The following is a 12,942-nucleotide window of genomic DNA, read 5'->3' as shown; positions in this document are numbered from 1 at the left end:
TTATGACAGCAGTAGTGGAAGCATTTGGAAAGCCGCATGTAAATGTGGGAACAATAGGACATGTGGATCATGGGAAGACAACGTTGACAGCGGCGATAACGAAGCATTATGGAAATTTTGTAGCGTACGATCAGATAGATAAAGCGCCAGAAGAAAGGAAGAGGGGGATAACGATAGCAACAGCGCATGTTGAGTATCAGACGGAAAAAAGGCATTATGCACACGTTGATTGTCCTGGACATGCTGACTATGTAAAGAACATGATAGTAGGTGCAGCACAGATGGATGCGGCGATATTGGTAGTGTCAGGGGTTGATGGGCCAATGCCACAAACGAGAGAGCATATATTGCTGGCGAAGCAGGTGGGTGTTGGATATATCGTGGTGTATATAAATAAAGCTGATGTTGCTGATGCTGATATGATAGATTTAGTGGAAATGGAAGTGAGGGAATTGCTGAATAAATACGGATTTCCAGGGGATGAAGTGCCTGTTGTGGTTGGTTCAGCACTCAAGGCGCTGGAGGATGACAGCAGCGAATATGGAAAAAAATCAATAGACAAATTGATGGAAAAGTTAGATGAATATGTGGCGGTTCCACCAAGGCCTGTGGATTTACCATTTTTATTGCCAATCGAAGATGTATTTTCGATATCGGGGCGAGGAACAGTGGTAACAGGAAGAATAGAGAAGGGAGAGATAAAGACGGGAGAAGAGATAGAGATAATAGGTCTGCAAGCGACGCAAAAGGCGATATGCACAGGGGTTGAGATGTTTAAGAAGTTGCTGGATAAGGGAAGTGCAGGACTCAATGTAGGAATATTGTTAAGAGGAACAAAAAGAGAAGAAGTGGAGAGAGGGCAAGTATTAGCAAAACCGGGGACGATAACGCCGCATAGAAAGTTTAAGGCGGAGGTTTATATATTAAAGAAAGAGGAAGGAGGAAGGCATACACCATTTTTTGCGAATTACCAGCCACAGTTTTATTTAAGGACAACGGATGTAACTGGGAGCATAAAATTACTAGATGGGAAGGAGATGGTAATGCCAGGAGATAATGTGAGTGTAGAAGTAGAATTGCAAGTACCGATAGCAATGGATAAGGGATTGCGTTTTGCGATAAGAGAAGGCGGTAGAACTGTTGGTTCTGGTGTTGTTTCTGAAATTTTGGAGTGAGAGTTTGAGTTATAGGAGTGTAGCTCAATTGGTAGAGCGCTGGTCTCCAAAACCAGAGGTTGTAGGTTCAATTCCTATCGCTCCTGCATTAATGTTGTGGTGGAAATGTTAAAAAGTTTGTGTGGTTTTTTCTGTGATATAAAGCAAGAAATACGAAGAATTGCTTGGGTAAAGAAACAGGAGGTGTTGTCATCTCTATTTGTTGTAATGATTGTTATATTATGCTTTTCGATTTTCTTCTGTTTTGTGGATTTTATGTCTCTTTACGTAATTAAGGCTTTATTTGGAATTATTTATGGAATGTGAATATAAATGGTATATCATTAAAGTTGATTATGGATATGAGCAAGGTATACGCGAATTGGTAAGTAATGCTGTTTATTTTAAGGAAGTGTTTATTCCTTATCAAACGGTATGTAATTCAAAGTCTGATATAAAAGAATTATGTGAAGTGTATGTATATATGCATCTGTGTGATGAAAGCAAAAATATTTTGAATCAAACGCCTGGATTCTGCAGTGGCGAATCTGGTAATTTTGAGATGATTTTAGATGATGAGATAAGTTTAAAGTGTAAGGAATTTAATAGGTATAAATGGTATATCTTGAGAGTTGCTTCTAATTGTGAAGAGAAAGTGCGCCAACATATATTGGAAAATTCTATGAGATTGGGTGTTAATGATTACTTTAAGGAAGTTTTTATTCCATATGAAGAGCTAAGTGAAGTAGAGTTGAAATCTAAGAAAATTGCTACACGAAGGAAATGCTTTCCTGGTTATGTCTTTTTATACGTGAATTTATGCGATGAAGTATTGAATTTTATCAATAATATACCAAAATCTCTTAAGGTTTATGGATTTTTGAAAAACGGTAATATTCCAAAGGTGATTTTGGATGATGAGATTCACTCAATGTGTAATGCACTTTATAATGCTCAAGAGACAAAGAAGTTAGGTTATGGTTATGAAAAAGGTGAAAAAGTGAAAATTAATGATGGTCTTTTTCAAAATTTTACTGGTAAGGTAAATATGGTAAACGATGAGAAAAAAATTATTAATGTGGAAGTATCGATTTTAGGTAAGCCGACAATAATAGAGCTTGATCTGGCTCAAGTAGAGAAAATAGAGGATTAATTATGAGTGTTATAGTTGCTAAGATTAACTTACTTATGGAAGCTGGGAAAGCAGTTCCAGGACCGAAAATTGCTTCAGTACTTGGTCCACGTGGTATACCTGTTCCTAAGTTTTGTGAAGCTTTTAATAAAGTTACTAGTGCTGCTAACGCTAATTATAAAGTAGGCGATTTAGTAACAGTGCGAATTTCCATAAAGGATGATCGCTCTCATGATTTTACTGTCAGCGGTCCGCCTGTGGCTTATTTACTTAAGCAGGAGGCTAAATTAAGTAAAAGTTCTGGTAATCCTGGTAAAGAATTAGTGGCTAAATTACCTATGTCTGCTATAATTAAAGTAGCAAAGTGCAAGATGGTTGATATGAAAGTGGATAATGAAGATTCAGCAGTGAAAATGGTTGTAGGCACTGCAAAATCTATGGGTATAGAAGTTGTGGAAGGTTAGGTAAATGAATACATATAATGATAATCCTAAGCAGTGTTTGAAGAAGATTGTTGAGTTTGCTTCAGCAAAATTTAATGAATCAGTTGATATTGCGGTCAATTTAGGCGTAGATTCACGTAAATCTGAAGAGCAGGTGCGTGGTGCAGTAGTTTTGCCTAAAGGTATCGGGAAGAATATTAAAGTAGCTGTTTTTGCTCAAGATAAACATTTATTAGAAGCTGAAAAAGCTGGTGCTGATATTGCAGGAGGAGAGGATTTAGTTGAAGAAATAAAAAAAGGTAGAAAGTTAGATGTTGATTGGTGCATTACTACTCCTGATTTTATGGCAAAAATCACTCCTATTGCAAAAGTATTGGGTGCTAAAGGGCTGATGCCTAACCCTAAATTTGGTACTGTGACTTCTAACATTGCAGAAGCTATTAAAACCATTAAGTCTGGTCAGGTAAAATTTAGAACAGATAAAAATGGTGTTATTCATGGTAAATTAGGAAATATTAAATTTGATATTGATGACTTGCTAGAAAATTTAAAAGCCTTTCTTAAAGTAATTAAAGATAATAAACCTATTTCTGCGAAAGGAATTTACTTTAAGGGTGTTTTTTTAAATTCAACTATGGGTAAAGCTTATAAGATAGGCAAAGTGGAAGATATAATTTAAGGGAGTGATACCGTGAAGCGTAAAGATAAGGATGAATTTATACAGAGCACAATAAACGTATTTGTAAATAATGATTTCTTGATATTAGTAAATTTTAAATCTATAAATGCTAATGATTCATTAACTCTGAGGAATAGTCTGAAGTCTATAGCAGGTGGGGTATTAGTAGTTAAAAACACTCTAGCGCGTTTGGCTTTGGAAAGGACTGGTAAATTCTCTTATTTATCAGGCAAATTTTCCGGTCCTGTTGCTATTATATACTCTAGTGGCATAGTAGAAGCTGCAAAATTAATAGTTGATTTTACTAATGCTAACAAAGAAAAAATGTCTGTGATTTGCGCAGCTCATTTAAATGAATTGTTAACAGTGGAAGATGTTAATAAACTGGCTAAGTTGCCTTCTCTGGATGAATTGCGTGTTAAAATTATGCGTTTAATATCTTATGATATTCCTGCTCGGTTAGCGTTGTCTATTGATTCATCTTCTATGAGGCTTATGAGAGTTTTGGATTATTATAGTTCTAAAAAATAAATTTGTTGTTAAGTAAGGTGGTAATTATGAGTAATGTAACAAGTGATTTGGTTGATAAAATATTATCTTTAAACCTATTAGAGGCTTCTGAACTTGTAAAAGTTTTAGAAGAGAAAATAGGGTTGCCTGCTGGTTCTTTTCTTGGTGGAGCTGTTGGTGCTGGGGCGCCTATTGGTGATAATGCTGCTGCTCCTGCTGCTCAAGAAAAAGCTGAGTATAAAGTTGTGATTAAAGAAATTGATGCGAGTAAAAAAATAGGAGTTATTAAAGCTGTGAGAGAGGTTAATTCTATATTGGGTTTAAAAGAAGCAAAAGAGTTGGTTGAATCTTTACCTAAAGATTTGACTGCTAATGTTCCTAAAGACGAAGCAGAAAAAATCAAGCAAAAACTTATTGAAGCAGGAGCAACTAAAGTGGAGCTTGAATAATATTTAATGTATTAATTTTATATTGATATAGCTCTTTTAATTAGTTTGGGGTATTTTAATGGTTGATTCTTCTTATATGTACGCTTCTGGTGCTTTTGTTCCTAGAGTTTCTTATTCTAGGTCGATTGATTTAAAAGATTCTTTATTGGATTTGGTTAAGGTTCAAAAAGAATCATATGATTCTTTTACTCCTAAGAATAAGGGTAATGAAAGACTTGAAGTTATCTTTCATACAATCTTTCCAATAAATGATCCTTTGCGTAGGGCTACTATTGAGTTTATAAGTTGTAGGGTAGATGATCCTAAGTATGATGAATCTGAGTGTATAAAGCGTGGTGTAACTTTTTCTGCTCAGGTTATTGCTTCTATACGTCTTGTTGTTATGCAGGATGGTATTTCTCTTGATGAATATAAATCGATTAAAGAGAGTGGAGATCATTCTAAACTTGCAACCGTTGTAAAATCTATAGAAGAGCAGAAAGTCCACTTTTGTGGGTTGCCTATGATGACTGATAAGGGCACTTTCATCATTAATGGTGTGGAAAAAGTTATCGTCTCACAAATGCATAGGTCTCCTGGTGTATTTTTTGATAGCGATAAGGGAAAAACTTACAATTCTGGTAAATTGATCTATTCTGCTAGAATTATTCCTTATAGGGGTTCTTGGCTTGATATTGAATTTGATGTTAAAGACCATTTGTATTTTCGTGTTGATAGAAAAAGAAAATTGCCAATTTCAGTTTTATTAAAGGCGTTGGGTCTATCAAATAATGATATACTCGATAGATTTTATGAGAAAATAAAGTATGTAAAACATAAAGATGGTTGGAAAGTGCCTTTTGTTCCTGATAAATTTAAAGGAGTGAGGCTACCTTTCGACTTAATGGATATTGAAGGTAATGTGCTGCTTAAAGCTAACGTTCGTATTACCTCAAGACTAGCTAAAAAGCTATATGATAATGAATTGAAAGAGTATCTGGTTCCTTTTAATTCTATATGTGGTTTATTCCTCGCAGAAGATTTAATGGATAGTGCTAGCTCTACGAAAATTTTATCTGCTGGTGAATCTATAAAGCTGGAAGACATAAAGAAGCTTGAGTTATTATCTGTAGATGAAATATCAGTGTTGAACATAGATAATTTGTTTGTTGGACCTTATATATTAAATACGCTTTTCTTAGATGAAAACATGTCTTATCAGGATGCACTATATGAAATATATAGAGTTTTGCGTCCTGGTGAAGTTCCTGTTTTAGAGATAGTAGAAGAGTTTTTCCGTAATCTTTTCTTCAGTCCGGAATATTATGATTTGTCTAACATTGGTAGGTTGAAGCTTAACTCTTACCTTGGATTAAATTATGATGAGGATTTAACTGTTTTAACGCATGAAGATATTATTGAAATTGTGAAAAAAATAGTATTGTTACGTGACGGTCAAGGCTCTGTAGATGATATTGATCATTTAGGAAACAGAAGAGTAAGATCAGTTGGAGAGTTTATAGAAAATCAATTTAGAACTGGGTTGTTGAAATTGGAACGCGCAATAGTTGATTCTATGTCCACTTCTAGTTTAGATAAAGTTTCTCCATCTGATTTTATTAATCCAAAAGTGTTAACTAATGTCTTAAGAGATTTCTTCAATTCTTCTCAATTATCGCAATTTATGGATCAGACTAATCCGTTATCTGAAATAACACATAAAAGAAGGTTATCCGCGTTAGGTCCTGGCGGTTTAACAAGAGAACGGGCAGGATTTGAGGTGCGTGATGTTCATCCAACTCATTATGGAAGAATTTGCCCTATTGAGACTCCTGAAGGGCAAAATATAGGGTTAATCAACAGCTTAGCTATATACGCGCGTATTAATAAATATGGTTTCATTGAAAGCCCTTATAGAAAAGTAGTCAATAGGGTTGTTACTGATCAAATTGAGTATCTTTCTGCTATAGACGAAGGCTCACATCATATAGCTGACACTAGCGTAAAGCTTGATGAAAATAATTGCTTTGTTGATGACATGCTATACTGTAGATATGCTGGTAGCTTCGTCATGGTAAGTAGCGACCAAGTTAGTTACATTGACGTATCTCCTAAGCAGGTAATATCAGTTGCAGCTTCCTTGATTCCATTTTTAGAAAATGATGATGCTAATAGAGCATTAATGGGTTCAAATATGCAACGTCAGGCCGTACCTTTATTGAAGCCTACCGCTCCTCTGGTTGCTACTGGTATGGAGTCTTTTGTAGCTTCTGGCTCTGGTGCTGTAGTTTTAGCAAAACGCGATGGCATAGTTGATAGTTCTGATAGTAACTCTATAGTTATACGTGCTTTTGATAAAGAAAGGGTTAACTACTTGGACGTAGATATTTATCATCTAAGGAAATTTCAGCGTTCTAACCATAATACTTGTATTAATCAAAGACCGCTAGTGTGCGTAGGTGATTGTGTTAAAAAGGGTGATATAATAGCTGATGGTCCTGCAATTAACAGTGGTGAGTTGGCGCTTGGTAAAAATTTGCTAGTCGCTTTTATGTCTTGGCAAGGTTATAATTTTGAAGACTCTATTATTATTTCTAGTGAAGTTGTTAAAAAAGATCTCTTTACTTCTATTCATATAGAAGAATTTGACTGTGTTGTACATGATACCCCTTTAGGATCAGAAAAAATAACTCGTGCTATACCTGGTGTTAATGAAGAAAATCTATATCACTTGGATGATAGTGGTATAGTGAAAATTGGTACAAGAGTTGGTCCAGGCTATATTCTGGTAGGTAAAGTTACACCTAAACCTTCTCTTTCATTGCCTCCTGAAACGAAGTTATTAATGACAATTTTTGGTGAAAAGTCATTCGATTGTGCGGATTCCTCTTTATATACATCTCCAGATGTTGAAGGGACAGTAATTGATGTACAAGTCTTTACACGCAGGGGGGTTGAAGAAAATGAAAGGGCATTACTCATCAAACAAAAAGAGATAAATGACTTTGAGGAAGAGCGAGATTATATAATCAATGTTACTAGTGAATATTTCTATGATGAACTGAAGAAACTTCTTATTAATTCTGGTTCTCAAGATCGAGAAAAATTTGACTCTATTGAACGTGAGCAATGGTGGGGTATAGGATTAAAAAACCAATCCATTTCTGAGCAAGTTAAGAGCTTAAAAAAAGATTTTGATGAAAAAGTATCACATGCAATAGCACAGTTTAAGCGAAAAGTAGAAAAATTACATGAAGGTTATGACCTGCCTCAAGGTGTGTCGATGTCAGTAAAAGTTTTCATTGCTGTGAAACATAGTCTGCAGCCAGGGGATAAAATGGCTGGTAGACATGGGAATAAAGGTGTGATTTCTCGAGTTGTGCCAGTGGAAGATATGCCTTATTTGGAAGATGGTACTCCTGTTGATATTATTCTTAACCCTCTTGGTGTTCCTTCACGAATGAATGTAGGGCAAATACTGGAAACGCATGTAGGTTGGGCTTGTAGAAAATTAGGGGAAAAGGTAAGTAATATTCTCGATGGGATCAATAAGATCAAAAGTGCTTTTTGCAAGGGAATTAGGTCCCTTAACGATGATAATTTTACACAATTTGCAGTAGCATACCTTGATAATAAAAAAATTGAAAATATTGATGATGATGAAATAACGGCTTCTGTTTTAAATACACCTAATAAGAATGCACTAAATGACGAGTTGAATGAGTTAGTAGAGAACTATTTGAACTCTTGTAAAAGTTCATACAGCAATTTACGTAACTTCCTGATTGAGGTTTATAGCTATGGCAGTAACGTATCTATCTGTAATGATATTCGTAATATTAGTGATAATAATCTCATTGAATTTGCACGCAAATTACGTGATGGCGTTCCTGTTGCTGCACCTGTATTTGAGGGTCCAAAAGATGAACAAATAGCAAAATTATTTGAACTTGCTGGTTTAGATAACTCTGGACAAGCTGTATTATATGACGGTTGCAGTGGTGAAAAATTCGACCGCAAGGTTACAGTTGGTTATATGTACATGCTTAAGTTGCACCACTTGGTTGATGGTAAAATTCATGCGCGTTCAGTAGGGCCTTATAGTTTGGTTACTCAACAACCTCTTGGAGGAAAATCTCATTTTGGTGGTCAGCGTTTTGGTGAAATGGAATGTTGGGCATTACAAGCCTATGGTGCTGCTTATACTTTGCAGGAAATGTTAACTGTGAAGTCTGATGATATTAATGGTAGAGTTAAGATTTATGAATCGATAATAAAAGGTGACAGTAATTTTGAATGTGGAATTCCTGAATCCTTTAATGTGATGATAAAAGAACTACGTTCTTTATGTTTAAATGTAGATTTAAAGCAAAATGATGTAGTGATTGAAGATATATCTCACACTAACATTGCACAACCTTTTAATGAGGTTAGCATATCGATTGCTAGCCCTGAAAGTATTAAGCGTATATCTTGTGGTGAGATAGAAGATGTTTCAACTGCAAATTATCGTACGTTCAAAGTTGAGAAAGGTGGATTATTTTGCCCTAAGGTTTTTGGCCCTGTCAATGATGATGAATGTTTATGTGGAAAATACAAAAAAAGAAGACACAGAGGTCGTATATGCGAAAAATGCGGAGTAGAAGTTACATCTTCTAAAGTAAGAAGAGAAAGGATGGGTCATATAGAGCTTGCATCTCCTGTTGCTCATATATGGTTTTTGAAATCGCTTCCTTCAAGAATTGGAGCATTATTGGATATGTCTCTCAGAGATATTGAGAATATTTTATATAGCGATAATTATATCGTAATAGATCCTCTTGTTTCGCCTTTTGAAAAAGGTGAGATTATTAGTGAAAAAGCTTATAATGAAGCTAAAGATAGCTATGGGATCGATAGTTTTGTAGCTATGCAAGGTGTTGAAGCTATAAGAGAGTTGCTAACGCGCCTTGATTTACATGAAATTAGGAAGGATTTAAGACTAGAATTAGAATCTGTTGCTTCTGAGATAAGAAGAAAGAAAATTATAAAGAGATTGCGTATTGTTGAAAACTTCATTAAATCTGGAAATAGGCCTGAGTGGATGATACTTACAACTATACCTATTTTACCACCTGATTTGCGTCCTTTGGTATCGCTTGAGAGTGGTCGTCCTGCAGTTTCTGATCTGAATCATCATTATAGGACTATTATTAATAGAAATAACAGGTTGAGGAAATTGTTGAGCTTAAATCCTCCTGAGATTATGATTCGTAATGAAAAAAGGATGTTACAAGAAGCAGTTGATTCTCTTTTTGATAATGGTCGTCGTAATACTTTGGTAAATAAAGCTGGTGCTGTTGGATATAAAAAGTCCATTAGTGATATGTTAAAAGGAAAACAGGGTCGTTTTCGCCAGAACCTCTTAGGAAAAAGGGTAGACTACTCTGGACGTTCTGTAATAGTTGTTGGTCCAACTTTGAAACTAAATCAGTGTGGATTACCAAAAAGAATGGCTCTTGAACTATTCAAACCTTTTGTTTACTCAAAGCTTAAGATGTATGGTATGGCTCCAACTATTAAGTTTGCTAGTAAGTTGATAAGAGCAGAAAAACCAGAAGTTTGGGATATGCTTGAAGAGGTAATAAAAGAGCATCCTGTTTTGTTGAATAGAGCGCCTACGCTACATAGACTTGGTATTCAGGCTTTTGAGCCAATCCTTATTGAAGGCAAAGCAATACAGCTTCATCCGCTTGTCTGTACGGCGTTTAATGCTGATTTTGATGGTGATCAAATGGCAGTGCATGTGCCAATTTCATTGGAAGCTCAGCTTGAAGCTAGGGTGTTGATGATGTCCACTAATAACGTTTTAAGTCCTTCTAATGGCAGACCGATTATAGTTCCTAGTAAAGATATAGTACTTGGTATATATTATCTGACTTTACAAGAACCTAAGGAAGATAATTTACCATCTTTTGGTGCTTTTTGTGAAGTTGAGCATTCCTTGAGTGATGGTACTTTACATATTCATTCTAGTATAAAGTATAGGATGGAGTATATTAATAGCAGCGGTGAAACTCACTATAAAACTGTTTGTACAACTCCTGGCCGTTTAATATTATGGCAAATTTTTCCTAAGCATGAGAATCTAGGCTTCAATCTAATAAATCAGATATTAACAGTCAAGGAAATAACTGGTATAGTTGATTTGGTATATCGTAACTGTGGTCAAAGTGCTACAGTGGCATTTTCTGATAAATTAATGGTACTTGGCTTTGAGTATGCCACATTTTCTGGTGTCTCTTTTGGTCGTTGTGATATGGTTATACCTGAAACTAAAGCTACACATGTTGATCACGCGAGGGGTGAAATTAAGAAATTCTCTATGCAATATCAAGATGGGCTAATAACTAGAAGTGAGAGGTATAACAAGGTTATAGATGAATGGTCTAAGTGTACGGATATGATAGCTAATGATATGTTAAAAGCAATATCTATATATGATGGAAATAGTAAGTACAACTCAGTGTATATGATGGTTAACTCTGGTGCAAGGGGTTCTACTTCACAGATGAAACAGCTAGCAGGAATGCGAGGGCTCATGACCAAACCTTCTGGTGAGATTATAGAAACACCTATAATTTCTAATTTCCGTGAAGGATTGAACGTATTTGAATACTTTAATTCTACTCACGGTGCGCGTAAAGGTTTAGCTGACACTGCACTTAAAACTGCAAACTCTGGATACTTAACTCGTCGTTTAGTTGATGTATCTCAAAATTGCATAGTTACAAAGCATGACTGTAAAACAAAAAATGGTCTTGTTGTGAGAGCTACAGTTGAAGGAAGTACTATAGTTGCATCTCTAGAGAGTGTTGTGCTGGGTAGAACAGCTGCAAATGATATATATAACCCAGTGACAAAAGAATTATTAGTAAAAGCAGGGGAATTAATTGATGAGGATAAAGTAAAGCAAATCAGCATTGCAGGTCTTGATGTTGTAAAAATTAGATCGCCTTTAACTTGTGAAATAAGTCCTGGTGTATGTTCTTTATGTTATGGAAGAGACCTTGCAACTGGTAAAATTGTTTCAATAGGTGAAGCAGTTGGTGTTATAGCTGCTCAATCTGTTGGAGAGCCAGGTACTCAGTTAACGATGCGTACTTTTCATATAGGTGGAGTAATGACTAGAGGCGTTGAATCCTCGAATATTATAGCTTCTATTAATGCTAAAATAAAGTTAAACAATAGTAATATAATTATAGATAGAAACGGAAATAAAATTGTGATAAGCCGTTCCTGTGAAGTCGTGTTGATTGATAGCCTTGGTAGTGAGAAGTTGAAGCACAGTGTACCTTACGGCGCTAAGTTTTATGTAGATGAGAGTGGGTCAGTAAAAATTGGCGATAAAGTTGCGGAATGGGATCCTTATACATTGCCTATTATCACGGAGAAGACTGGTACAGTGTCTTATCAGGACTTAAAAGATGGAATTTCGATTACTGAAGTGATGGATGAATCTACAGGAATATCAAGCAAAGTAGTAAAAGACTGGAAATTGCATTCTGGTGGAGCTAGTTTACGTCCTCGTATTGTGCTGCTTGACGATAATGGTGAAGTAATGACACTCGCAAGTGGCGTTGAAGCATGTTATTTTATACCAATTGGTGCAGTGCTCAATGTACAAAATGGCCAGAAGGTTCATGCAGGTGATGTTATTACAAGAACACCAAGAGAGTCAGTTAAAACTCGTGATATTACTGGTGGTTTACCGAGGGTTATAGAGTTATTTGAAGCACGTCGTCCTAAAGAGCATGCTATTGTTAGTGAGATAGATGGCTATGTAGCGTTTTCTGAAAAAGACCGTAGAGGAAAACGCAGTATATTAATTAAACCTGTAGATGAACAAATTTCTCCAGTTGAATATTTGGTATCAAGAAGTAAGCATGTAATAGTCAATGAAGGTGATTTTGTACGTAAAGGTGATCTATTGATGGATGGTGACCCTGATCTCCATGATATTTTACGTGTGCTTGGGTTAGAAGCTTTAGCGCACTATATGATTTCTGAAATACAGCAAGTTTATAGATTGCAGGGTGTTCGTATAGACAATAAGCATTTAGAGGTGATCTTAAAACAAATGCTACAAAAAGTGGAAATTACTGATCCTGGTGATACTATGTACTTGGTTGGCGAAAGCATTGACAAGCTGGAAGTTGATAGGGAAAATGATGCTATGAGTAACTCTGGCAAACGGCCTACTCATTATCTTCCTATTCTGCAGGGGATTACTAGGGCAAGTCTTGAAACTAGCTCCTTTATTTCTGCTGCCTCTTTCCAAGAGACAACAAAAGTACTTACAGAAGCAGCATTCTGCGGGAAGAGTGATCCTTTAAGTGGATTAAAAGAAAATGTTATAGTAGGAAGATTAATTCCTGCTGGTACAGGTTTGATTATGAATAAGATCAGAGCACTTTCACTTTGTGATAATGTGGATAAATATGAAAAATATTTTGATATTGAAACTTATGACGAGGAATGGTTGATGGATAATGGTTGTCATTTACACTCTGGTGAGGAAGAGAGCGTAGTGGCATACGATCAGTCGAATTGAGTA

8 protein-coding genes and 1 tRNA gene are annotated in these 12,942 nt (G+C 35.7%); all 9 read left to right on the top strand.

All coding sequences use genetic code 11. The features are described from left to right. Positions 1-2: 2 nt before the first annotated feature. On the top strand, positions 3-1,175 hold the full coding sequence (tuf, locus tag OPR60_RS05865) for an elongation factor Tu (RefSeq protein ID WP_265040235.1): 1,173 nt from the start codon (positions 3-5) through the stop codon (positions 1,173-1,175). A 13-nt stretch (positions 1,176-1,188) separates the two neighbouring features. After that, a tRNA-Trp gene (locus OPR60_RS05860) sits at positions 1,189-1,261 on the top strand. 19 nt (positions 1,262-1,280) lie between these two features. Next, positions 1,281-1,481: a preprotein translocase subunit SecE gene (secE, locus tag OPR60_RS05855; protein WP_022626186.1), complete on the top strand. Its 201-nt coding sequence runs from the start codon at positions 1,281-1,283 to the stop codon at positions 1,479-1,481. Then, positions 1,471-2,307: a transcription termination/antitermination protein NusG gene (gene nusG / locus OPR60_RS05850; RefSeq protein ID WP_065094731.1), complete on the top strand. Its 837-nt coding sequence runs from the start codon at positions 1,471-1,473 to the stop codon at positions 2,305-2,307. Before secE ends, nusG begins: the two co-directional genes overlap by 11 nt. A gap of 2 nt (positions 2,308-2,309) precedes the next feature. Continuing rightward, positions 2,310-2,750 (top strand): 50S ribosomal protein L11, encoded by a 441-nt coding sequence (locus OPR60_RS05845; protein ID WP_006279541.1) that lies wholly within the window; start codon positions 2,310-2,312, stop codon positions 2,748-2,750. A 4-nt stretch (positions 2,751-2,754) separates the two neighbouring features. Then, positions 2,755-3,408 (top strand): 50S ribosomal protein L1, encoded by a 654-nt coding sequence (gene rplA, locus OPR60_RS05840; RefSeq protein WP_265040233.1) that lies wholly within the window; start codon positions 2,755-2,757, stop codon positions 3,406-3,408. A 12-nt stretch (positions 3,409-3,420) separates the two neighbouring features. Next, positions 3,421-3,939 (top strand): 50S ribosomal protein L10, encoded by a 519-nt coding sequence (gene rplJ / locus OPR60_RS05835; protein WP_265040231.1) that lies wholly within the window; start codon positions 3,421-3,423, stop codon positions 3,937-3,939. Between the two features lie 26 nt (positions 3,940-3,965). After that, positions 3,966-4,367: a 50S ribosomal protein L7/L12 gene (gene rplL / locus OPR60_RS05830; RefSeq protein ID WP_065094733.1), complete on the top strand. Its 402-nt coding sequence runs from the start codon at positions 3,966-3,968 to the stop codon at positions 4,365-4,367. 58 nt (positions 4,368-4,425) lie between these two features. Beyond that, a complete protein-coding gene (locus OPR60_RS05825) occupies positions 4,426-12,939 on the top strand; it encodes a DNA-directed RNA polymerase subunit beta/beta' (protein WP_265040228.1) in 8,514 nt (2,837 codons plus the stop codon). Positions 12,940-12,942: the final 3 nt, after the last annotated feature.

This window comes from Wolbachia endosymbiont (group A) of Trypoxylon clavicerum (genome assembly GCF_947251665.1).
Classification (GTDB): Bacteria; Pseudomonadota; Alphaproteobacteria; order Rickettsiales; family Anaplasmataceae; genus Wolbachia; species Wolbachia pipientis.
Note: the sequence above shows the minus strand (reverse complement) of the source record. Positions and strands in the feature narration are given on the sequence as shown.

Excerpts from the sequence above, each read along its gene's own strand:
- OPR60_RS05845 (WP_006279541.1), top strand. The coding sequence starts at position 2,310 with ATGAGTGTTATAGTTGCTAAGATTAACTTACTTATGGAAGCTGGGAAA.
- tuf (WP_265040235.1), top strand. The coding sequence starts at position 3 with ATGACAGCAGTAGTGGAAGCATTTGGAAAGCCGCATGTAAATGTGGGA.
- rplL (WP_065094733.1), top strand. The coding sequence starts at position 3,966 with ATGAGTAATGTAACAAGTGATTTGGTTGATAAAATATTATCTTTAAAC.
- nusG (WP_065094731.1), top strand. The coding sequence starts at position 1,471 with ATGGAATGTGAATATAAATGGTATATCATTAAAGTTGATTATGGATAT.
- OPR60_RS05825 (WP_265040228.1), top strand. The coding sequence starts at position 4,426 with ATGGTTGATTCTTCTTATATGTACGCTTCTGGTGCTTTTGTTCCTAGA.
- rplA (WP_265040233.1), top strand. The coding sequence starts at position 2,755 with ATGAATACATATAATGATAATCCTAAGCAGTGTTTGAAGAAGATTGTT.
- secE (WP_022626186.1), top strand. The coding sequence starts at position 1,281 with ATGTTAAAAAGTTTGTGTGGTTTTTTCTGTGATATAAAGCAAGAAATA.